Source organism: Kitasatospora sp. NPDC004723, from assembly GCF_040609255.1.
Lineage (GTDB): Bacteria > Actinomycetota > Actinomycetes > Streptomycetales > Streptomycetaceae > Kitasatospora.
Genome location: NZ_JBEXJT010000056.1, coordinates 25,100 through 47,241 on the forward strand (window position 1 = coordinate 25,100; position 22,142 = coordinate 47,241).

The window sequence follows — 22,142 nt, forward strand, 5'->3', positions numbered from 1 at the left end:
GGGTCACTCCCCGATCGTGTCGGCGGACAGGGCCAGCAGTTCGCGCAGCCGCTCGGCGGGCAGCTCGGCGAGCCACTGCTCGCCGTCGCCGACCGCCGCCTCGGCCAGGGTGCGCTTGGCGTCGAGGAGTTCACCGATCCGCTCCTCCACGGTACCGGCGCAGACCAGCCGGCGGACCTGCACGGCCCGGCGCTGGCCGATCCGGTGCGCGCGGTCGGTGGCCTGGTCCTCCACCGCCGGGTTCCACCAACGGTCCAGGTGCACCACCTGGTTGGCGGCGGTCAGGTTGAGCCCGGTGCCGCCCGCCTTCAACGAGAGCAGGAACACCCGCGGCCCGTCCGGCGACTGGAAGCGCGCGACCAGTTCCTCGCGCCGTCCGCGCGGCACCCCGCCGTGCAGATGGAGCACCTCCTCGCCCAACTTCCGCCGCAGGTAGGGCCGGAGCATGGTGCCGAACTCCGCGTACTGGGTGAAGACCAGCACCCGGTCGCCCTCGGCCAGCGCCTCCGTCAGCAGCTCGACCAGCCGCTCCACCTTGCCCGAGCGGCCGGCCACCGCCGTACCGTCGTGCAGGAGTTGGGCCGGGTGGTTGCAGACCTGCTTGAGCCGGCCGATCGCCGCCAGCACCGCGCCCTTGCGCTCGACGCCGCGCAGCCCGCCCAGCCGCTCCAGCAGGTCCGTCACCACCGCCCGGTAGAGCCCGGCCTGTTCCGCCGTGAGCGCGCAGCGGACGGTGAACTCCTGCTTGGCGGGCAGGTCCTGGACGATCAGCGGGTCGGTCTTGCGCCGGCGCAGCAGGAACGGGCCGGTGACCCGGCGCAGTCGGGCCGCCGCGTCCACGCTGCCGGTCTGCTCGACCGGGATCGCGAACCGCTCGCGGAACGCCTCCGGGCCGCCGAAGAGCCCGGGGTTGGCGAAGTCCAGCACGGCGTGCAGATCGGCCAGTCGGTTCTCCACCGGGGTGCCGGTGAGCGCGATCCGCGGGCCGGAACGCAGCGAGCGCAGGGCGCGGGACTGCCGGGCCGACCGGTTCTTGACCTGCTGGGCCTCGTCGGCGACGATCCGCCGCCAGTGGACGCGGCGCAGTTCGGCGGCGTCCCGCTGGACCAGGCCGTAGGTGGTGATCACGAGGTCGGCGGTGGCGTCCGGCGCGGTGCGGTCGGGGCCGTGGTGGACGTGCACCCGCAGGCCGGGGGCGAACCGGGCGGCCTCCCGCTGCCAGGTGCCGACCATCGACATCGGGCAGACCAGCAGGACCGGTCCGCGGGCCCCGCGCTCCTGTTCCAGGGCGAGCAGCGCGAGGGTCTGCACCGTCTTGCCGAGGCCCATGTCGTCGGCCAGCACGGCGCCGAGGCCCAGCCGTCCCAGCGCGTCCAGCCAGGCCAACCCGCGCCGCTGGTAGGGGCGCAGGGTGCCGGTGAAGCCGGCGGGCAGCTGCGGGGCGCGCTCGGCGGGGCCGGGCCGGCCGGCCAGCAGGTCGCCGAGCGGGCCGGTGGCGTGCACGGCGGTGACCGGCAGTCCGTCCACCACGGCGGTGTCGTCCACGGCCAGCCGCAGCAGTTCGACCGGCTCCATGGTGCCGCTGCCGTGCTCGGCCAGGAACCGTACGGCGGCGGCGAGTTGGGACTGGTCGACCTCGATCCACCGGCCGCGCAGCCGGACCAGCCCCTGCTGGGCGGCGGCGAGGTCGGCGAGTTCCCGCTCGGTGAGCGTGGACTCGCCCAGGGCGAGGCGCCATTCGAAGGCCAGCACGGCGTCCCGGTCGACCTGTGCGGTGCGCGCCACGGCGGACGGGTCGCCGGGCGGGGTGCCGGCCGTCAGGGCCAGGCCGAGCCGGGGGCGGCGCTGCCACCAGGCGGGCAGCAGTACGCCGAATCCGGCGCGGGCCAGCGCGGGCGCGCCCTCGCGCAGGAAGCGCAGGGCGCCCGCCCGGTCGAGCCGTGCCTCGGTGGCGAAGACCCCCGGGAGCAGCGCGCGCAGCCCGGGGTCCACCCGCAGGGCCCGGGCCAGCTCGGCCCGGTAGGCCTCGGCCGGGTCGCCCGCCTCGGCGGGCACGGCGTCGGCCAGCGCCTGGTACGCGGGGTCGGCGGTGCCCGGCCACAGGGCGGCGGCGGGGACCACCAGGGAGGGGCGGTCGGTGGCGCGGACCAGCAGGTCGAGCCGCCAGGTCTCGGCACGCACCCCGCCGTCGGGGTCGTCCTGGTCGGGGCCGAGCGGTTCGGTGAGGCGGAAGTCGAGCCGCAGCGGCGCGTCGGCCGGGCGAGCGCCCTGCCAGGCGGCCAGCCGGTCGGGCAGTCCGGCGGGCGGGGCCTGGTCGAGCCGGCCGTCGGGGCCGTGCAGGGCGGCGAGGAAGGGGTCGGCGGGCGGGTCGAGGTCGGCGAGGGCGACCCGGGCCTCCTGGTCGACCAGGGCGTCGAGCAGCCCGGCGAGCAGCGCGGTGGCGGAGGGCGCGTCCGCCGAGGGCCCGTCGGTCGAGGTCCCGCCCGCCCCGGGCCCGCCCGCCGGGTGCGCGCCCGCCAGGTGCTCCGCGCGGCAGACCGGCGGGCAGCCGGCGGCCAGCGCCGCCGCCTCCCGTCCGGCGAACGCGTCCGGGGCCGGCCGCCAGCGCGCGTACCACCGCCCTGCCTCCTCGACCAGCACCGGCAGCAGCCGCCCCCGCCCGACCAGCCGCCAGGCGAGGTCGTGCACGGCGGCCAGCCAGCGCACCGAGGCGCCGTACGCCAGCTCGGCCGGGGTGCCGTCGGGCAGCTGGACGGTCGCGCCCGGCCAGTGCGGATCGTGCAGCGCGCCGAGCAGCTGGGCGGCCTGCGAGCGGTCGAAGAGCAGCGCGGGCACCCGCCACGGGCTCAGCGCCACGCCCCGCGCCACGGCGCCCACCGGAAGGTCCGGGGACGGCACGGGCCGGGTGCCGAGGGTCGGCAGCAGCAGCCCGGTCCACCGCTCGGCGGCCTGCTCGGCCAGCCAGCCGAGGCCCGGCCCGACCGCTGCCAGCAGCCGCGCCACCTCAGCGGCGGGGCAGGCGAACGGGTGCGCCGTCCCGCCGCGCTCACCGCGGGCGGGCGCGTCGCCCCGGTACACCGACGCGTCCTCCGCCCAGACGGCGAGCCGGCCGTCGGCCCGCCAGAGCGCGTGCAGGGCGTACATCGGCGGGCGGCACCTCTCCGGGGCGGGGACGGGCAGGGCGGGGACGGGCAGGGCGGGGACGGGCAGAACGGGCTTCCCAGCCTAATCCGCACCACTGACAGAGCCCCGAACACCGCAACGGCCGGACGGTCCGAGGACCGACCGGCCGTTGCCGGAGGGCGCGGAGGTCACCGCGGGGTGATCTCGCCCATCTCGCCCCAGCCGTCCATGCCGGGGATCTCGATCGAGACGATCTGCGGCTTGGCGGCCACCGCGTAGGACATGTCCTCCATCGCCTTCACGAAGTGCGCGGACTCCACGTGCTCCTTGCCGGCGTCGCCGTCGCGGAACGCCTCGACCAGGACGAACTCGTGGGGGTTGTCGACGCTGCGCGACCACTCGAAGAAGAGGTTGCCGGGCTCGTTGCGGGTGGCCCGGGTGAAGTCGTCGACGAGGCTGAGCCATTCGTCGGCGCGCTCGGGGCGGACCGCGAACTTGACGGTGATGAAGATCATGGGACTTCCTTTCGTTCCACGCCCGTCCGCGACCACCTTGGGAACGGCGGCCTCTCAACGAGCGCAGTGGTCATTGTCCCAGGTCGGACGGGGTACCGGGGAGCGCAGTGGTCCACCGGGCGGGCACACCCGGCGACCCCGCACCCGGATGGTCCATCTGGCGCGCGTGGCAAGGGATTTGCCCCTACGGTGCGGTTGCGGGGGGCTTCCTGAACGAGAGGTGTCAACTGCCATGGCGGGAAAGTTCGAGCTGTACACCGATGATCACGGCATGCACCGGTTCCGGCTCAAGGCGAGCAACGGATCGATCGTGGTGACGGGCGACCCGGAGGAGAGCCGGGACGACTGCCTCAAGAGCATCGAGTCGATCCGCAAGCTCGCGCCCTACGCGGAGCTGAAGGAGGCGGCCGCCGGGCCGGCCTGAGCACTTCGGCGGCGCCCCTCACCGGGCGGGACGCGGGTCGGCGGGACAATTCGCCGACCCGCGTTCGTTTGTACGACAGATCCCTTTGGCCGCGTGCACGCCGGGGGTGGAGAGAACACGGACATGCGTGTCGTCATCGTCACCGAATCCTTTCCCCCCGAGGTCAACGGCGTCGCCCACAGCGTGCTGCGCACCGCCGAGCACCTGCTGCGCCGGGGACACCAGCCGCTCGTCGTCACGCCGGCGCCCGCGCGCGGCGCGCAGAGTCCCTCGCACACCTTCGGCGCCGGCGGCGTGCCGGACGAGCTGCCGGTGGTGCGCGTCCCCTCCGTCCCGCTGCCCGGCTACCCGCAGGTCCGGATCGCGCTGCCCAGCCGGCAACTGGCCGCCGCGATCCGCGGCCACCGGCCCGACCTCGTCCACCTGGCCAGCCCGTTCGTGCTGGGCGCGCGCGGGGGGCAGGTCGCCGCCCGGCTCGGCGTGCCCGTCGTCGCCGTCTACCAGACCGACCTCGCCGGGTACGCGCACGCCTACCGGGCCGGGCGCGGGCTCGGCGAGGCGGCTGCCTGGCACCGGATCCGCGCCGTCCACGGCCTCGCCGCCCGCACGCTCGCGCCGTCCACCCCCGCCGCCCAGGACCTCACCGCGCACGGGGTCGCCCGGGTCCAGCTGTGGCCGCGCGGCGTGGACTCGGTGCGCTTCCACCCGCGCCACCGCGACGAGGCGCTGCACCGGGCGCTCGCCCCCGGCGGCGAGGTCCTGGTCGGCTACGTCGGGCGGCTCGCGCCGGAGAAGCGGGTCGACCTGCTCGCCGAGACCGCCACGCTGCCCGGCGTGCGGGTGGTGATCATCGGCGACGGGCCGTCCGCGCCCGGGCTGAAGGCCGCCATGCCCGGCGCCGTCTTCCTCGGCCGGCGCACCGGCGAGGAACTGGCCCGATGTTTCGCGACCCTGGACGTCTTCGTGCACACCGGGCCGCTGGAGACGTTCTGCCAGACCATCCAGGAGGCGATGGCCAGCGGGGTCGCGGTGATCGGCCCGGCGGCCGGCGGCCCGCTCGACCTGGTCGCCCACCACCGCACCGGTCTGCTCGTCCCGCCGCGCGACGGCGCGGCGGTGGCCCGGGCGGTGACCGCCCTGGCCGGGGACGCGGAGCTGCGCGCCGGGTACGGGCGCGCCGGGCGGGCGGAGGTGACGGCCCGCACCTGGGAGGCCGTCGGGGACCTGCTGCTGCGCCACTACGCCGAGGTGCTCGCGGAGCACCACGGGGTGGCGGCCTCCCCGGCTTCCCCCGCCTCGGGCGGCTCCCCCGCCGGGTCGCAGGCTCCGGCTCCCGCGTCCGGGCCCGGCCGGCCGACCGCCCCGCTGACGGAGGAACTGCCCGCATGACCGCCGCACCGCTGCGGATCGTCCGGGTGGCGAACTTCGTGACCCCCGTCTCCGGCGGACTGCGCACCGCGCTGCGCCACCTCGGCGCGGGCTACCGGGCCGCCGGGCACACCCCGGTGCTCGTCGTGCCCGGGGAGCGCCGCACCGTCGAGGAGGACGACCAGGGGCTGGTCGTCACGCTGCCCGGCCCCGTGCTCCCCGGCAGCGGCGGGTACCGGCTGCTCACCGACCGCCGGGCGGTGGCGGCCGAACTCGAACGGCTGGCCCCCGACCGGCTGGAGGTCTCCGACCGCACCACCCTGCGCTGGACCGGCGCCTGGGCCCGGCGGCACGGGGTGCGCTCGGCGATGGTGTCGCACGAGAGCGCCGTCGGCGTGCTCCGCACCTGGGGCGCGCCCGGCCCGGTCGCCGACGCGGCGGCCGACCGGCTCAACGGCCGCACCGCCCGGTCGTACGACACGGTGATCTGCACGACCGACTGGGCCGCCGCCGAGTTCCGCCGCCTGGGCGTGCGGAACCTCGCGCGCGCCCCGCTCGGCGTGGACCTCGCCGCGCTGTGCCCGCCGTCCCGCGACGACCGGGCGGCGGAGCGGGCCCGGTACGCGGCCCCCGGGCAGGTGCTGCTGGTGCTCTGCTCCCGGCTCTCCACCGAGAAGCGCCCCGCACTCGCCCTCGACGCCCTGACCGCGCTGCGGTCCGCCGGGGTCGACGCGGTGCTGGCGGTGGCCGGCACCGGCCCGCTGCGGTCACGGCTGGCCGCCCGGGCCGCGCGGGAGCGGCTGCCGGTGCACCTCCTCGGCCACCTGGCGGGACGCCCGGCCGTCGCCCGCCTGCTCGGCTGCGCCGACGTGGTGCTGGCGCCGGGGCCGGTCGAGACCTTCGGGCTCGCCGCGCTGGAGGCGCTCGCGTGCGGCACGCCGGTCGCCGTCCACCGCGGCTCCGCCCTGCCCGAGCTGGTCGGCACGGCCGGCGTCGCCGCCGAACCGACCGGCGCGGGGTTCACGGAGGCGGTGCGCGAACTCCTCGCGCGCCCCGAACCGGCCCGGCGCGCCGCCGCGCGCGCCCAGGCCGAACGGTACGGCTGGCCGGTGGCCGTGGCGGCCTTCCTCGCCGCCCACGGCGCGGCACCCGTCACCGCCCGCTGAGCGCGGGTCCGCGCGCACGGCCGGACGGCACGGGAGGAACGGAACAGCAGGGAACGGGTGGGAGGTCCGATGAACACCATCACCACAGTGGACGGAGGAGGCGGCACCGTACCGGGGGCCGCACACGGCGAGACCCGCGGGGGCGGGAGGCGGACCGGCGAGCCGGTCCGCTTCGTGGCCCTCGGCGACTCGCTCACCGAGGGCGTCGGCGACCCGATCGCCGACGGCTGGCGCGGCTGGGCGGCCCTGCTCGCCCGGTCCCTGGCCCCGCCGCAGCCCGGCGTCGAGTTCACCAACCTCGCGCGCAGCGGCGCGCTCACCACCGACCTGACGGCGGAGCAGCTGCCCGCGGCGCTCACCCTGCGCCCGCAGTTCGCCGCCGTGGTGGCCGGCGGCAACGACACCCTGCGGTCCGGCTTCGACGTCGGCCGCACCACCCTGGCCCTGGACACCGTCCTCGGCCGGCTCACACACAGCGGCGCCGTGGTGCTGACCGCCTGCCTGCCCGACCCGGGCGCCCTGCTGCGCCTGCCGCGTCCGCTCGCCCGGCCGCTGGCCCGGCGGATGCGCGCGGTGAACACCGTGGTGCACGCGCTCGCCGTCCGCCACGGGGCCGTCCACCTGCACATCGCCGAACTGCCCTGGACGGCGGAGCGCCGGCTGCTGAGCGTCGACCGCCTCCACCCGAGCGCCGAGGGCCACCACCTGATCGCCCGCGGGTTCCACGACCTGCTCACCGCCGCCGGCCGCCCGCTCGGCCCGGCCCCCGCCCCGGAACCGGCCGAGCCGCCGCCCGGCACCCTGGCCGACGTCTGGTGGATGGCCACCAAGGGCACCCGCTGGGTCGCCGACCGCAGCACCGACCTGCTGCCGGGCCTGGTCGCCCTCGCCGCCGTGGAGGGCTACGCCCGCCTCCGCGGCACCACCGACCACCACGACCGCCGAATGGCCCACGCCACCACCACCGCCCTCGCCACCCTCCCAACCCCCCGCCACTGACCCCGCCAACTCCTCCCAACACCCTCACCGGCCGCCCGCGGAACAGAAAGTCGGACCCGCCGACTTCCCACTCCGTGCGGCGCCAACCAGCGACTTCCGGAACAGGAAGTCGAAGCCGCCGACTTCCACGCTCGGCCGCGCAAGGAACCGGCGAGGTGGGGTCAGGTCCCTCCCAGATCCGGACGTCGCAGCGGAAGCACAGTCAGCAGAGCGGAAACTGCCGGCGGCAGCAATGGCGCTACCCCCGAACAAGCTGCACAGGAAGTCGGACCCGCCGACTCCCCACTCCACGTAGTACTCAGCGGGGCCGAGGAACCAATGCGGAAAATCGAATCTCCTCCACACCCGGATCTCACGGCGGAAGTCGCCGACGCAGGAAGTCGAAGCCGCCGGCTTCCCACCCCGCGCGGCGCCAACCAGCGACTCCCGGAACAGGAAATCGAAGCCGCCGACTTCCACGCTCGGCCGCGCAAGGAACCGGCGAGGTGGGGTCAGGTCCCTCCCAGATCCGGACGTCGCAGCGGAAGCACAGTCAGCAGGGCGGAAACTGCCGGCGGCAGGAAGTCGGACCCGCCGACTTCCCACTCCACGTAGTGCTCGGCGGGGCGGGGAACCAATGGGGAGAATCGCTTCTCCGCATCCGGATCTCACGGCGGGAGTTGCCAGAGCGGGAAGTCGGCCCGCCGGGTGTGGGGAACCGGTGGGGTGGGGTGGGGTGTCTTCCAGGGTCCGGATGGCGTGGCGGAGGGAGTGCGGGTGACGGGGCGGGAGTTGTTGGCGGCGGCGGGGGTGCTGTTTCCGGACGAGCGGGGGCGGGTGCTGGTGGTGCGGTTGCCGTACGACCGCAGGCATCCGGTGGCGGTGCCGGGCGGTGGGTGGGATCCGCAGGACGTCTCGCCGCGTCGCACGGCAGTGCGGGAGGTCGAGGAGGAGCTGGGCTTCACGCCGCGGCTCGGACCGTTGGCCTGCCTGGACTGGACCCTGGACCACCACCGCCCTCCGATCGCCGCCCACCTGTACTGGTCCGAGCCGCTGACACCGGAACAGGCGGCGGCGTTCACGCCGGACCGCGCCGAGGTGGGCGGCTGGGCGTGGCTGACGCCCGAGCAGGCGGGCCGTGCACTGCCGCCGCGGCTCTCCCGGCGGGTGACGGCCTGCCTGCGGGCGCCCCGCGCGGCCGGGCCGGTGGAACTGGAGGACGGTCTGCCGGTCGGGCACACGCTCGACCACCTGTCGCCGGGACCGGCCCCCGCGTACACGGGCGCGGCGGGGCTGTCCGAACTGTCCGAGCACTGGCCGCCCCAGGGAACGGCGCCCGAGCCGCCCGCCGACGCCCCGCCGTTGCTGGACCGGGAGGCGTACATCGCGAGCCGGCCGCGGATCCGGGCCAAGGCCCGCACGGTGTTCACGGACCGGGCGGGCCGCGTGCTGCTGGTGCGGCAGCGGCCGTGGGACCTGCCGGGCGGCGAGGTGCCGTACTGGACGCTTCCGGGCGGCGGGGTCGAGGCGGACCGGGAACTGCCCCGGGCGGCGGCCCGCCGCGAGATCCGTGAGGAGCTGGGCTGGTCCGGCGATCCGGGGCGGCTGCTGGCGCTGGACTGGATGCCCGGCCGGGCCGCGGACCCGGCGGCGGTCCGCGACACCGCCGTGCTGGTGTACCTGTTCGACGGCGGCACGGTGGCGGACGAGCGGTTCGCGTCGATCACCCTGGCCGAGGACGAGCTGGCCGAGTGGCGGCTCTGCGACCCGGTGGAGGCGCGGGCGCTGCTGACGCCGGCGTCCTGGGCCCGGACGGCGGCCGCGCTGGCGGCGCGGGACCGGCCGGGCGGCCCGGCCGAACTGGTCGGCGGCCACCCGGCCGACTGACCCGCGCCGGGCATGCGGCCGGGCACCCGGCGGGACAGGCGGCAGGACAGGCGGCGTCCCGCCGGTCCACACTGGCCGCATGCAGAACACGCAACACGCTCCGCGCGCCGGGGACGGCCTCGACGCCGTCCTGACCGGTCGCCGGGTGACGGCGGTCCGCGGCGGCGACCGGCTCGACCTCGTGCTCGACGGGCCGGTCGTCGTCCGGGTGGCACAGGAGTTCCGGCTCACCGGACCCGCCGGGGTCGCGATCTTCTATCCCGCGCTGACCTTCCGGCCCACCGGACCACTGCTCGCTCTGGTCGGCCGGACGGTCGGCACCGCCCTGGTCACCCCGGCCGGAGGGCTGGAGCTGACCTTCGCGGGCGGCGACGAGGGCAAGGACGAGGACAGCGGGACGCTGTCCGTCCCGCCGCACGCGCTGCTCGCGCCGTGGCGGGTGGTCACGCCCGACGGCACGGTCTGGGCGGGACTCCCCGGCGGCGAGGTGGCCGGGTCCGGGGAGCCGGCCCCGGTCAGACCTCCAGGTCCGCCTCGATCCTGGTGAGCTGGTGGCGGGCCATCGCCAGGTTGGCCCGGCTCTTGTCCAGCGCCAGGTAGAGGAACAAGCCCTTGCCGCTGCGGCTGGTGAGCGGGCGGATCAGGTGGTACTGGCTGCTGAGGGTGATGAGGATGTCCTCGATCCCGTCGGTGAGGCCCAGCATGTCCATGGTGCGCATCTTGGCCCGGACCACGTCGGTGTTCCCGGCGGCGGCCACGTTGAGGTCGAGGCCGCCGGGGCCGTCGAGGGTGGCCAGCGCCATGCCGCTGTTGTAGTCGACCAGGGCCGCGCCGATCGCGCCCTCGATCACGGTCATGGCCTGCTTCAGCGCGCCTGCGGCGTCGGTCATGGTGGTATCTCCCGTTCGTCGGTGAGTCGGTGAGTCGGTGAGTCGGTGAGTCGGTGAGTCGGTGAGTCAGTGGATCGGTCGTTCGGTCGTTCGGTGGACAGGCCGTGCGGTCACAGGTGGGACGAGCCGGCCCGTCAGAGCTCCCGGGTCTCCTTGGGCTGCAACGCGTCGTTGAGGAGTGCGGCGATGCGCTGGGCGGAGCGGCGGGCCTCCAGGTGCAGGCGCCCGATGTTCGCGTCCGGGTGGGCGAGCAGGGTGAGCACGCAGCTGCCGCCGGCCGCGTAGGTGGCGACGTAGCCGTGTTCGCCGCGGACCAGCGACTCCCGGAACTCGCCCTGGCCGGTGCTGTCGGCGAGCCGCTGCGCCAGGCCGAGCGAGGTGGCGGTCATCGCCGCCAGGCCCGAGGGCTCGGCCCCGTGGGTGTCGTGGGCGATCAGCAGGCCGTCCACGCTGGCGACCAGGCCGCCCGCGAGATGCGGCACCCGTTGCCTGAGGGCGCGGAGTTCGGCGAGCAGATCGGTCTCCAAGGCGATCAGTTGTCTCCTTCCGACACGCTGCTTGAGCGCCCGCCTCATGACCGTGAGGCCGGGGTCGCGGGCGGAGCGTGGTTCAAAGTCGGGCCTCCAGAAGGGTTCGGACCCGGATCAGCAGGGCGATGTCCGGGTCGGTGTCAGTGGGCGGGACGGCGGGGTCCGGCGGGACGGTGGGGTCCGGCCCGCGCGGCTCGCCGGTGAGGGCGGCGAGCGCCGCGCCGGGCACCCGCCGGTGCAGCCCGCCGGGGGCCTGCGGCACCGGTCCCCCGTCAGCCGTACCGTGCGCCGTACCGGCCGTCGCAGGCCCGGTGTCGGGACCGGCCAGCAGACCGGCGGCGGCGAGCCGCCGCACGTCCGCCGTCGTCGCGAACGCGGAGCGGCCGAGCAGTCGGGCCAGCTCCGCCGGGGTTCTCCGGCCGTCCGCGTGGTCGAGCAGCTCGCGCTGACAGCGGGTCGGCGGGCGCAGCCGGCGGGCGTGGCGCGCGGGGGCCGGGGCGGCCGTCGGGGCGGCCCGGCACAGCGGCGCGGTGTCGAACTGCGCCGAGGGCCAGATCCGGTCCAGCAGGTGCTGCCGTCGGGCGGCCTCCCGGCGCAGCCGGTGGGCGCCGACCGAGGTCACCGGGCCGAGCCAGTGCCGCACGCCGGGCGTGAAGGTCCAACAGGCCGGAACGGGACGCCCGTTGGGAACGCCGAGCACGCCGGACGGGTCAGGCGCGTCGAACAGGAAGCAGGCGGCGTCGTAGAGCGCGCCGAGGTGGCAGAGTTCGAGCTCGCCCCGGGTCAGCCGGCCCTGTTCGACCAGGCCCTCGCCGACCCGGGCGTGCGGGCCGAACCGGTGGACCGCCTCCTGCCAGGTCTCACGGGTGAGCCGCCCGCAGGCGGTGAGCAGGGTGGCGAGGTCGGGGGCCCGGTCGGATTCGGCGTGGGCGACCAGGCCGTCGACGAGGTAGACGGTGCCGGCGGGGCCGCGCAGGGCGCCGGTGGCGCGTTCCCCGGCGAGCCGTTCGACGGCCGCCCCGGGCGTCCAGCCGGCACCGGCACCGGTGACGGGGCGGACGAGGGCCCCGTCCGGTGGCCGGAACCCGACGGCACCCCGGACTCCCGGAGCTCCCTCGGCTCCCGGATCCCCCTGGCCCCCCGCGACGGGATTCGCACCGGAGTCCGTCATCCGAGCACCAGTTCCTCGGCGATCGACTGCAGCCGGAACCGGGCGACGGCGAGGTTTCCCTCGGCACGGTCGAGCCAGAGGTGCAGCACGAGCCGGCTGTCGAAGACGGTGTCGATGAAGCAGAGCAGGTGGTAACTGCGGCCGGCGGTCAGGATGATGTCCTGCATCGGCGCCGCGCGCTCCTCCCCCGCGGTGAAGGTCGCGGCCTCAACGGCCGCCCGTACCAGGTCGGTTGCCTCTGCGGCCGTGGTGTCGTGGTCGCCGGTCGGACTGACTCCGACACTGCCCAGGGCGAGCCCGCTGCTCCAGTCGATCAGACTGGCGGCGCGGGCCCCGGCGATCGCCATCGCCCGGGACAGGCACTCGTCGATACCCGGCACTCGGGCTCCTTCGGAGGGGGTTCGGGGAGGAAGCGGCGCGGCGGGGCATGACCGCCGGACGCCGGCCGGACTGCCACGACCCGTGGCGGGCTCGACACGGAAGGCTACTGATGGAATCCATGCAGGGAACGTTCCAATGGCATAGTCACATCACAGCAGCGCGTTTTCGGCCATCCTTTGACGCTCCGTCAGCTGCGCCCGGACGGAATCACCGCTGACCGCACACCCGCGCGTGACACGAACGAATGATCCACCTGGGGCGCCACCTTGGCCGATTGTCGGCCGCTCCCATGGGTTTCGGGGCCGGGTTTGCGATAGAACCGGTGCGCCCCGAACCGGTGCGCCCCGAACCGGCACGTCCCGGAGAAGCGACAAAACGACGAAGCGGCCGTCCCCCACAGGGGAACGACCGCTTCCGATGGAGCGCCAGGCCCGGGTTGCACGGACTCTCCCTACTGAAAGTAGGACGTGCTCTGGTAGCACCACTGACGCCTGGTCGATCCGGTCCCGATCCCCGCTCCGCGAAGATCGTTCCCTTCCGACGAGAAGAACAGTAGCAGGCCATCACGCCTGGTCAGAAATCGGATCCCCGGCGCCCCCGCCCCGCCCGCGACCGGCGGCCAGCAGCGTCCGGTAGCCGGCGATCAGCGCCGCGAGCCCGACCTCGAAGGCCTGGTCGGCACGGCGGCGCCCGGCCGGGACGGCGGCCAGCGCGTCGGCCAGCCGCGGGGTGGCGACCCGGTCGACGGCATCGACCATGACGGCGGGCGCGACGAGGTCCAGCGCCGAGCCGAGGATGAAGCTCTCCAGCGCGGTGATCATGCCCATCACGTCCTCCGGCGCGAAGCCGGCGGCCTCCAGGGTGCCCACGGCCCGCTCGTACAACTCATGCATGAACGGTTCGGCGAGCGGCGCGGTGGCCAGCAACCGGATGATGCCGGGGTGCTCGGCGAAGGCCTCGCGGTAGGCGCGGGCCCAGCCGCCCAGCGCCTCGTCCCACGGCCGGTCCCAGAGCGACCGCTCGCCGATGGACCGGACGAGCTCGGCGCGCATCAGGGCGACGATCTCGGCACGCCCGGTGACGTGGTGGTAGAGCGCCGAGGGGCTGACCTTGAGCACGCCCGCCAGGGCGGGGATGGTGAGGTCGCCGGCCTCGTCGACCAGCCGCAGCGCGCTCCGCACGATGCGCTCACGGTCCAGCAGGGGTGTGCGCGGCCTGGCCATGGGGTTTCCGTCCTTGTCGGCTCGTCGGCTCGTCGGCGATGACGATGGCGGTGTCGCCGCGCGGCGCGGCTCGGCGGCACGGCCCTACGATCATCGCGCAAGATCATCGTGATGAAAACGTAATCGAATGGCTTTCAATAAAAGTCTTCCGCGTTCCGGCCGATCGCACCTACGGTTACCGAATCCCATTCAGTTAACCAGGTCACACCAGACCGCACCGGGAGAGGACGCACCCGCATGCGCGCCGACACGATCTTCACCGGGGGCCGGATCTACACCGGCGACCCGGCCCACCCCGTCACCGACGCCCTCGCCGTCACCGCCGGGCGGATCACCGCCCTCGGCGCCGCGGCGCACGCCCTGCGCGACGCGCGAACCGAGACCGTCGACCTGGCCGGCGGCGCCCTGCTGCCGTCCTGGGGCGACGGCCACGTCCACCCGCTGCTCGGCGGGCTCGGCCTGCGCGGCGTCCCGGTCCGGGACTGCGCCGACCTGGCGGAGGTCGTCGAGGCGGTCCGCGTCTGGGCCGAGCAGCACCCCGAGGCCGAATGGATCACCGGCGACGCCTTCGACCCGTGGCTCGCCGAGGGCGGACTGTTCGACGCGGCACTGCTCGACGCGGTCGTGCCCGACCGGCCGGTGCTGCTGCGCACCATGGACCACCACACCGGCTGGGCCAACAGCGAGGCGCTGCGCCGGGCCGGGTACACCGCCGACACGCCCGAGCCGGCCCACGGCGAGATCGTCCGCCGCGCCGACGGCAGCCCGCTCGGCACCCTGCGCGAGTTCGGCGCGCTCAACCCCGTGCTCGCCCTGGTGCCGCTGCCCGACCTCGCCGAGCAGGTCGACGCGCTGCGCGGAACGGCCCGCATGCTCGCCTCCGCCGGGATCACCTGGGTCCAGGACGCCTGGGTCGAACCGGCCCAGGTCGACACCTGGATCGCCGCCGTCGCCGGCCGGGACGACGAGGCCCTCGCCGTGCGGGCCGACCTCGCGCTGCTGCTGGAGCCGGACGGCTGGCGCGAGCGGCTGCCGGGGCTCGCCGCCGACCGCGAGCGGGTCGACGCCGCCGGGCGCGGCCGGCTCACCGCGCGGGCCGTCAAGTTCTTCGCCGACGGCGTCCTGGAGTCCGGCACCGCCGCGCTGCTGGAGCCCTACACCGACTGCCCGCACTCGCACGGCGCCGCCAACTGGACCGCCGAGGAGCTCGCCGACGCCGTCACCGCCGTCGACGCGCTCGGCTTCCAGCCGCACATCCACGCCATCGGCGACCGCGGCGTGCGGATCGCCCTGGACGCGATCGAGGCCGCCGCGCGCCGCAACGGGCCCCGCGACCGCCGCCCGGTGATCGCGCACGTCCAGCTGGTCGACCCGGCCGACCTGCCGCGCTTCGCCGAACTCGGCGTGATCGCCAACTTCGAGCCGCTCTGGGCGCAGCCCGACCCGCTGATGACCGAGCTGACGCTGCCCCGGATCGGCCCCGAGCGCGGCGCCCGACAGTACCGGATCGCCGCCCTGCTGCGCGACGGCGCACGGGTCTCGTTCGGCAGCGACTGGCCGGTCACCCGCTACGAGCCGCTGGCCGGGCTGGCCACTGCCGTCACCCGGCAGACGCCCGAGGGCCTGCCGGAGGGCGGCTGGCTGCCGCAGGAGCGGATCGGCCTGGCCGAGGCGCTCGCCGCCTACTCCGCCGGTGTGGCGCACCAGGCGTTCGAGGAGGACGCCTGGGGGGTGCTGCGGGTCGGCCTGCGGGCGGACCTGGTGCACCTGGCCGCCGACCCGTACGCCGTCCCGGCGGGCGAGCTGGCCGGGGTCGCCGTCCTCGGCACCTGGCTGGGCGGCCGTCGCACCCACTGAGCGCCCGCGCCCCGACCCGATCGACGGCGCGCGCACCGGGCGCGTCAAAGGCGCATGCCGGGCGTACGCCGAAGCCGTCCGCGCCCCCCACCGGACGGTCTGCCCTACCCTCGACCGCACGACCCCAGGAGAGCTCCCCCATGCACCTGCCCTCCGAGACGGCCGCACCCGCGGCCGCACCCCCGGCCCCGTCCTCGACCCCTGCCCCTGCCCCGGCCCCGGCGCCCGGGCTGGAACGCGGTGTCCTCGGCACCGGCGACATCGTCTTCTTCGTCGTGGCCGCCGCCGCCCCGCTCACCGTGATGGCCGGGGTCGCACCCTTCGCCATCGCCTTCGGCGGCATCGGCGCCCCGGCCGCCTACCTGGCCACCGGCCTCGTCCTCGCCCTGTTCGCCGTCGGCTTCACCACCATGGCGGCTCACGTGCGCAACGGCGGCGCCTTCTACGCCTACATCACCCGCGGCCTCGGCCGCCCCGCCGGGCTCGGCGCCGCGCTGCTCGCGGTGCTGTCGTACAACGCGATCCAGATCGGGATGTTCGGCGCCTTCGGCTACTTCGCCAAGGAGACCGCGGGGGACCTGCTCGGCCTGGACCTGCCCTGGCCGCTCTGGTCGCTGCTCGGGGTCGCGGCGGTCTGGTTCCTCGGCTACCGCTCGATAAACCTCGGCGCCAAGGTGCTCGGCGCGCTGCTGATCGCCGAGACCGGCATCCTGCTGGTGCTCGCCGTCGCGATCCTGGCCAGGGGCGGGGCGCACGGCCTCTCGCTCGCCTCGTTCTCCCCCGGGAACGTGACCACCGGCGGCATGGGCGGCGTGCTCGGCCTGTCCTTCGCCGCGTTCGTGGGCTTCGAGGCCACCGCGATCTACCGCGAGGAGGCCCGCACCCCGCACCGCACCGTGCCCCGGGCCACCTACGCCGCGATCGCCTTCCTCGGGCTGTTCTACACCTTCATCACCTGGACGATCGTGCAGGCCTTCGGCGACGCCGGGGCGGTGGCCGCCGCGACCGACGACCCGGCCGGGATGTTCTTCACCGCGATGACCGAGTACGTCGGCGGCTGGGCGACGGACCTGCAGCGCGTCCTCATCGTCACCAGCCTGCTGGCCGCGCTGCTCGCCTTCCACAACACCATCACCCGCTACGGCCACGCGCTGGCCTCCGAGGGCGCCGCACCGGCCGCGCTCGGGCGGATCCACCCCCGGCACCGCTCGCCGTGGATCGGCGGGATCGCCCAGAGCCTGCTCGCGGCGGGCGCCGTCGTGGTGGCCGCGCTGATCGGCGCCGACCCGTACAACCAGTTCTTCCTCTGGGTGAACTCCCCCGGCGTGGTGGGCATCCTGCTGCTCCAGGCGCTGGCCGGGCTGGCCGTGTACGCGTTCTTCCGGCGCGAACGGGCGGCCGCGGCGAGCGCGGGCCGGCTGCGCACGGCGGTCGCGCCGCTGCTCTCCACGGCGCTGCTGTGCGGTGCGACCGCGCTGGTGGTCTGGCGCCTCGACCTGTTCACGGCGGCCGGACCGGAGGTCAACTGTCCGCTGGTGTCGGTGGTTCCGGTGGTGTTCCTGGCCGGCGTGGCGCTCGCCCTGCGGCTGCGCTCGCGCCGCCCGGAGGTGTACGCCCGGCTCGGCACCGCGGACGTGGACGGCGAGCCGGATCCGCACTGAGAAACCCGCCGGGAAGCCCGCTTCGGCACCGCGCCGGAGCCGCTCCCGCACCGACCGGGTGCCCGGTGGACCGGGCACCCGGTCGGCGTACGATCGAAGTGCGGCGGCCTCCCGCGCGCCCCTCGTCCAGGGGTGCGGACGCGATGGTCGGCGCCCCCGGACGCTTCCCGGCCGCCTGCGGCGGCACCCGGCGCCGCACCCGGTCGAAGGCCGGCGGAGGACCCGACACAGGGAAGAGCGGACCATGTCACTCTCCACCACTCCGACGACCGGCCCGGACCGGGCCGGCCCCCAGACCTTCGAGACGATTCCCGTGGGCACGGGCCCGCACAGCGTGGCCGCGAGCCGCGACGGCCGGCGGGTCTACGTCACCAACTTCCTCGACGGGACGGTCACCGCCGTCGACACCCCGGCGAACACCGTCGCCCTGACCTTCCCGGCCGCCGTCGGCCCGTACGGGGTGGCCGTGGACCCGGCCGGCGACCACGTGTACGTCGCCGAGAACTCCTCCACCTTCGTCAAGGTCTTCGACGCCGCCACCGGCAAGGAGACCATCAGCACCGGCATGGGTGCCCGGCCGTACGGTCTGGCCGTCACCGTCCACCCCGAGCAGTTACTGATCGCCAACGCCATCGACAACCAGGTGATGATCTCCGACCTGCTCACCAAGAGCCACGGCACCCTGACCGGCATCGACTTCCCGGTCGGCCTGGCGGCGAGCGCGGACGGCAACCGCTTCTACGCCAGCAACCACTTCGCCAACACGGTGTCGGTGTACGACGCGACCGAGGTCATCGAGGTCGACGGGCCCAAGCCGGCCGAGCCGCTCGCGGTGATCACGGTGGACCGGGGACCGTACGGGCTCGCCGGCGACGTGCACGACGAGCGGCTGTACGTGGCCCACTTCCCGTTCGACACGGTCTCCGTGATCGACCTCGGCAGCAACACCGTCACCCGCACCATCGCCGTGTCCGGCGGCCCGCGGGGCGTCGCCGTCAGCCCGGACGGCAGCCGCCTCTACGTCACCAACTTCTTCGAGCGGACGCTGACGGTCGTCCCCCTCTGATCGCATTCGTATGCGTGTTCGATTCTCGGCGTAGGCTGGAGCCATGCGCACCACCGCCGCCGTCCACCTCCAGCCGTCCCTGTTCGACGACCCCGGCCCGGCCGGGCCCGTCCTGGGGCCGCTGACCGGTGTGCGCCGGGAGGTGCTGGGTTCGGGTGCCTGGGTGGACCTGTTGCCCGGCTGGCTGCACGGGGCCGACCGGCTGTTCGAACAGCTGGCCGCCGAGGTGCCCTGGCGGGCCGAACGGCGCGAGATGTACGAGCGCACCGTGGACGTCCCCCGGCTGCTCGCCTCCTACGGCGAACGGGACGCGCCGCCGCACCCGGTGCTCGGCGAGGCCCGCGCGGCGCTCGGCGCGCACTACGCGCGGGAACTGGGCGAGCCGTTCCGCACCCTCGGCCTCTGCTACTACCGGGACGGCCGGGACAGCGTGGCCTGGCACCGGGCGCGGCGCACGCCAGGACACCATGGTGGCGATCCTGTCCGTCGGCGAGCCCCGGCCGCTGCTGCTGCGTCCCCGGGGCGGCGGCCCGGTGCTGCGGCACCGGCTCGGGCACGGGGACCTGCTGGTGATGGGCGGCTCCTGCCAGCGCACCTGGGAGCACGCGGTGCCCAAGACGGCCCGCCCGGCGGGCCCCCGGATCAGCATCCAGTTCCGGCCGCGCGGCGTCTTCTGAGGCCGTCGGCGCACCGACCCGGGAGGCCGCGGCATGCCGAAGGCCGGCAGGTACCACGAGGGCGTCCCCTGCTGGGTCGAGCTGGGCGCGGTGGACCTCGACCGGGCCCGGCGCTTCTACGGCGGGCTGTTCGGCTGGGAGTTCGTCGAGCTGCCCGGCTGGAGCGTCGCCACCCTGCGCGGCGCCCAGGTCGCCGGCCTCACCGCCCGGCCGCCGGGCACCGCGCAGTCCTGGACGACGTACCTGGCGGTGGCCGACGCCGCCCGGACGGCCGAGGCGGTCCGGGCGGCGGGCGGGCGCGTGCTGCGGGAGCCGTACGAGGTGCCGCCCGAACAGGGCTGGGCCGCGCTCGCGGCCGACCCTGCCGGAGCGGTGTTCGGCCTGCGGCAGGGACTGCTCTGGCAGGGCGCCGGCCTGGTCGACGAGCCCGCCGCGTTCAGCTGGAGCGAACAGCACTCCCCCGACCCGGACCGCGCCCGGGCCTTCTACCGGCGGGTCTTCGGCTACGAGTACGGCCGCGAGAGCGAGGGCGCCACCCTGTTCCGGGTCGACGGCCTGCCGGCCGGCGCGATCGCCCGGCGTCCCGACAGCGGCTGGTCGGTCCACTTCGGCACCGCCGACACCGACCTCGCGGTCGACCAGGTCCGCGACCTGGGCGGAACCGTCCTGACCGCCCCCGAACCCACCCCCTACGGCCGCCGCGCCGTGGTCCGCGACGACGCCGGCGCCGCCTTCACCCTGATCGGCCTCCCGTCGGCGGAGGAGTCCCTGGCCGCGTGAGCCCCTGCCGCGTGAGCCCCTGCCGCAGCCGGGCGACGTCCTCGGCGTCCTTCGCCCGGCGCGGACGGCGCGGGTCCCAGACCGGCATCATCCGCTTGATCTCGATCTGCGCCGCCGGTGCGACGATCGGACAGACCAGAGCGCCGAGCCGCCCCGGCTGCCCGTCCAGCAGCCCGGCCGGCCAGGCCGTCCCCGCCCAGGGCCCGCCGGCCACCAGCACCCGGCCGTCCGGCGCGAGGTCGACCAGTGCGAAGCCGGACTCCAGACCGTCCCTGACGACGTCGAACTGCTGCTCCGGCGGGCTGCCCGCCAGCGGGCGGTAGCCGAGGGCGTCCAGCCCGGCGGCGAGCGCGGCGGCGTCGGCGGCCGGGACGAACCAGTCGACGTCCTCGTGGTCGCGGGTCTGCTCGCCGAGGAAGAAGTCCATCGCCCAGCCGCCCCGCAGCCACACACGTGTGCCGAGACGGTGGGCGAGGCCCACCGTCTCGGCGATCTGCGCGAGTTGCCCGTCGGCTCGCTCCCGGTCCATGGACCCCACCTCCACGGCACCGGACGCTATACCCGTCGCAGCTTCTCGTCGCGGGGGTTTCGTCAAGGCCCGGGTCTCAGTCCTTGACGGCGCCCGCCAGCCCGGAGACCAGCTTGCGCTGCACCGCGATGAAGAAGATCAGGACCGGCACGGTCATCAGCGTGGAGGCCGCCATGATGCCGCCCCAGTCGTTCTCGTCCGGTTTGAAGAACACCAGCAGGGCCGAGGGGAGGGTCTGGTTCTCGGTCGCGCTGATGATGAAGGTCTTGGCGAAGACGAAGTCGTTCCACGCCGCGATGAAGGAGAACACGCTGGTCGCGGCCAGCCCGGGGGCGACCAGCGGCAGCAGGATCGTCCACAGGATGCGGGTCCGGCTCGCGCCGTCGATCTGCGCGGCCTCCTCGATCGACACCGGTACGGCGGCGACGAAGCCCCGCATCATCCAGATCCCGAACGGCAGCGAGAACGCCAGCTGCACCAGGATCAGCGAGGCCAGGGTGTTGAGCCCGATGCCCGGCGCGTACTGGCCCGCGTCGCGGAACATGAAGAACAGCGGGATGGTCAGCGCCTCGACCGGGATCATCTGGGCGATCAGGAACATCACCATGATGGTGGTGCGGAAGCGGAACTTGAACCTGGTCACCGCGACCGCCGCGAGGAAGACCACCACGGCGGAGAGCGCCACCACCGACAGCGCGATCACCAGGCTGTTGACGAAGTACCGGCCGAATCCGGACACGCTGAGCACCTGGCGGAAGCTCTCCAGCGTCGGGTGCGCCGTCCACGGACGGGGGTTCAGCGACTGCACCTCGCCCTTCGGCTTGAAGGCCGAGAGCACCATCCAGAAGATCGGGAAGGCGGTGACGACGGCCACCAGGAGGGCGGTGGTGTTGGCGCCCAGGCGCCAGCGGCTACGGGCGTTCACAGTTCGTTCCCCGTCCTGCGCAGCGAGCGGATGTAGAGGACGGTGGGGATCACCAGGATCAGCAGCATGATCACGCCGATGGCCGCGCCGAGCCCGTACTGGGAGGAGGCGAAGGCCTTCTGGTAGGCGTAGACGTTGAGCACCAGGTTCTGGCCGGCGATGCCGCCGCCCTCGGTCATCACGTAGATCTGGGTGAAGACCTTGAAGTCCCAGATGACCGACTGGATCACCACGATGGTCAGGATCGGCCGGAGCATCGGGGCGGTGATCCGGCGGAAGGTGCTCCAGGAGCCGGCGCCGTCCAGCGCCGCCGCCTCCAGGACCTCGGCCGGGATCGCCTTGATGCCCGCGTACAGCGTCACCATGACGAACGGGAACGAGTGCCAGACGACGACGGCGCCGACGATCAGGAACGCCGTCCACTTGTCGTAGAACCAGTTGTACTCGTGGAAGCCGTTCAGTCCGATGCTCACCAGGGTCTTGTTGACCAGGCCGAGGTTGGTGTCGAACAGGAAGCTCCACACCGTCGAGCCGGTCATCGCCGGCGCCGCCCAGGCCGCCATCGCGGCGGTGGTCAGCACCAGCCGGGGCACCCGGCCCACCTTGGTCAGCAGCACCGCGAGGGTGGCGCCGACGGCCAGGGTGGCGACCACGCAGAACGCGGCGAAGCCGATCGTCTGGGTCAGCACCGACCAGAACTGCCCGTCGCTCAGGATCTTCTGGTAGTTACCGAAGCCGACGAAGCTGGTCGGCACGCCGCCGGAGGCCTGCGCCTGCCCGAAGTCCAGCACGGACAGCAGGCCGAGCTGGTAGATCGGGTAGGCCACCAGCGGGATCATGATGACCGCGGCCGGCAGCAGGAGCAGCAGCGGGGGTCGGCGTCGGCCGCGCGGGGAGACCGCCGTCCGCCGCCGCGACGAGCTGACCGCTCTGCTCGCCCGGTACGGCGCCCAGGTCGTCGAGGCACCCGCACTGCGGATCATGCCGCTCG

The 22,142-nt window shown here is 74.9% G+C and carries 20 protein-coding genes and 1 pseudogene; 11 read left to right on the plus strand and 10 right to left on the minus strand.

The window, feature by feature from the left end:
* Positions 1 to 3: 3 nt before the first annotated feature.
* Together ABZW10_RS34120 and ABZW10_RS34125 are read right to left on the minus strand one after the other, a co-directional pair.
* Positions 4 to 3,144, minus strand: coding sequence for a DEAD/DEAH box helicase (locus ABZW10_RS34120; protein WP_355374039.1), 3,141 nt, complete (start codon positions 3,142 to 3,144; stop codon positions 4 to 6).
* A gap of 167 nt (positions 3,145 to 3,311) precedes the next feature.
* On the minus strand, positions 3,312 to 3,638 hold the full coding sequence (locus tag ABZW10_RS34125) for a putative quinol monooxygenase (protein WP_355374042.1): 327 nt from the start codon (positions 3,636 to 3,638) through the stop codon (positions 3,312 to 3,314).
* 232 nt (positions 3,639 to 3,870) lie between these two features.
* On the opposite strand from ABZW10_RS34125, the gene ABZW10_RS34130 reads away from it, so the two are divergent.
* The 6 genes from ABZW10_RS34130 to ABZW10_RS34155 all read left to right on the plus strand — a co-directional run bounded on the left by ABZW10_RS34130 (position 3,871) and on the right by ABZW10_RS34155 (position 10,008).
* Positions 3,871 to 4,062 carry a DUF1508 domain-containing protein gene (locus tag ABZW10_RS34130; protein ID WP_355374045.1) on the plus strand — a complete coding sequence of 64 codons (192 nt, stop codon included), beginning with the start codon at positions 3,871 to 3,873 and terminating at the stop codon, positions 4,060 to 4,062.
* Positions 4,063 to 4,185: 123 nt separating this feature from the next.
* The gene (locus ABZW10_RS34135; RefSeq protein ID WP_355374047.1) at positions 4,186 to 5,451 is read left to right on the plus strand and encodes a glycosyltransferase family 1 protein; all 1,266 of its coding nucleotides are present in this window, start codon (positions 4,186 to 4,188) and stop codon (positions 5,449 to 5,451) included.
* A complete protein-coding gene (locus tag ABZW10_RS34140) occupies positions 5,448 to 6,596 on the plus strand; it encodes a glycosyltransferase (RefSeq protein ID WP_355374050.1) in 1,149 nt (382 codons plus the stop codon). Before ABZW10_RS34135 ends, ABZW10_RS34140 begins: the two co-directional genes overlap by 4 nt.
* Positions 6,597 to 6,665: 69 nt before the next feature.
* Positions 6,666 to 7,595 (plus strand): SGNH/GDSL hydrolase family protein, encoded by a 930-nt coding sequence (locus tag ABZW10_RS34145; protein WP_355374052.1) that lies wholly within the window; start codon positions 6,666 to 6,668, stop codon positions 7,593 to 7,595.
* Between the two features lie 756 nt (positions 7,596 to 8,351).
* Positions 8,352 to 9,461 carry an NUDIX hydrolase gene (locus tag ABZW10_RS34150; protein ID WP_355374054.1) on the plus strand — a complete coding sequence of 370 codons (1,110 nt, stop codon included), beginning with the start codon at positions 8,352 to 8,354 and terminating at the stop codon, positions 9,459 to 9,461.
* Positions 9,462 to 9,540: 79 nt separating this feature from the next.
* Complete coding sequence (locus ABZW10_RS34155) at positions 9,541 to 10,008, plus strand: DUF6188 family protein (protein ID WP_355374057.1); 468 nt, start codon at positions 9,541 to 9,543, stop codon at positions 10,006 to 10,008.
* Here the strand turns inward: ABZW10_RS34155 and ABZW10_RS34160 are convergent.
* The 5 genes from ABZW10_RS34160 to ABZW10_RS34180 form a co-directional block, all read right to left on the minus strand.
* Complete coding sequence (locus ABZW10_RS34160; protein WP_355374060.1) at positions 9,977 to 10,351, minus strand: hypothetical protein; 375 nt, start codon at positions 10,349 to 10,351, stop codon at positions 9,977 to 9,979. The two genes, ABZW10_RS34155 and ABZW10_RS34160, sit on opposite strands and share 32 nt — an antisense overlap.
* 134 nt (positions 10,352 to 10,485) lie before the next feature.
* On the minus strand, positions 10,486 to 10,926 hold the full coding sequence (locus tag ABZW10_RS34165) for a roadblock/LC7 domain-containing protein (protein ID WP_355374062.1): 441 nt from the start codon (positions 10,924 to 10,926) through the stop codon (positions 10,486 to 10,488).
* Positions 10,927 to 10,960: 34 nt separating this feature from the next.
* A complete protein-coding gene (locus tag ABZW10_RS34170) occupies positions 10,961 to 12,052 on the minus strand; it encodes a hypothetical protein (RefSeq protein ID WP_355374064.1) in 1,092 nt (363 codons plus the stop codon).
* The gene (locus ABZW10_RS34175) at positions 12,049 to 12,432 is read right to left on the minus strand and encodes a hypothetical protein (RefSeq protein WP_355374066.1); all 384 of its coding nucleotides are present in this window, start codon (positions 12,430 to 12,432) and stop codon (positions 12,049 to 12,051) included. Before ABZW10_RS34175 ends, ABZW10_RS34170 begins: the two co-directional genes overlap by 4 nt.
* Positions 12,433 to 12,996: 564 nt before the next feature.
* A complete protein-coding gene (locus ABZW10_RS34180) occupies positions 12,997 to 13,656 on the minus strand; it encodes a TetR/AcrR family transcriptional regulator C-terminal domain-containing protein (protein ID WP_355374069.1) in 660 nt (219 codons plus the stop codon).
* 237 nt (positions 13,657 to 13,893) lie between these two features.
* Between ABZW10_RS34180 and ABZW10_RS34185 the strand changes: the two genes are divergently transcribed.
* From ABZW10_RS34185 to ABZW10_RS34205, 5 genes and pseudogenes are all read left to right on the plus strand, one after another.
* Entirely contained in the window at positions 13,894 to 15,513 is a 1,620-nt protein-coding gene (locus ABZW10_RS34185; protein WP_355374072.1) for an amidohydrolase, read from the plus strand.
* Between the two features lie 140 nt (positions 15,514 to 15,653).
* Complete coding sequence (locus ABZW10_RS34190) at positions 15,654 to 17,174, plus strand: APC family permease (RefSeq protein WP_355374074.1); 1,521 nt, start codon at positions 15,654 to 15,656, stop codon at positions 17,172 to 17,174.
* Between the two features lie 244 nt (positions 17,175 to 17,418).
* The gene (locus ABZW10_RS34195) at positions 17,419 to 18,240 is read left to right on the plus strand and encodes a YncE family protein (protein WP_355374077.1); all 822 of its coding nucleotides are present in this window, start codon (positions 17,419 to 17,421) and stop codon (positions 18,238 to 18,240) included.
* Between the two features lie 43 nt (positions 18,241 to 18,283).
* A pseudogene (locus tag ABZW10_RS34200) lies at positions 18,284 to 18,917 on the plus strand (alpha-ketoglutarate-dependent dioxygenase AlkB).
* A gap of 33 nt (positions 18,918 to 18,950) precedes the next feature.
* Positions 18,951 to 19,697: a VOC family protein gene (locus ABZW10_RS34205; protein ID WP_355374079.1), complete on the plus strand. Its 747-nt coding sequence runs from the start codon at positions 18,951 to 18,953 to the stop codon at positions 19,695 to 19,697.
* On the opposite strand, the gene ABZW10_RS34210 is transcribed toward ABZW10_RS34205, so the two are convergent.
* From ABZW10_RS34210 to ABZW10_RS34220, 3 genes are all read right to left on the minus strand, one after another.
* Entirely contained in the window at positions 19,651 to 20,226 is a 576-nt protein-coding gene (locus tag ABZW10_RS34210; protein ID WP_355374082.1) for an aminoglycoside adenylyltransferase, read from the minus strand. The two genes, ABZW10_RS34205 and ABZW10_RS34210, sit on opposite strands and share 47 nt — an antisense overlap.
* Positions 20,227 to 20,302: 76 nt before the next feature.
* Complete coding sequence (locus tag ABZW10_RS34215; protein WP_355374084.1) at positions 20,303 to 21,151, minus strand: carbohydrate ABC transporter permease; 849 nt, start codon at positions 21,149 to 21,151, stop codon at positions 20,303 to 20,305.
* Positions 21,148 to 22,020, minus strand: coding sequence for a sugar ABC transporter permease (locus ABZW10_RS34220; protein WP_355374086.1), 873 nt, complete (start codon positions 22,018 to 22,020; stop codon positions 21,148 to 21,150). The genes ABZW10_RS34215 and ABZW10_RS34220 overlap by 4 nt, the downstream gene beginning before the upstream one ends.
* Between the last annotated feature and the right edge of the window lie 122 nt (positions 22,021 to 22,142).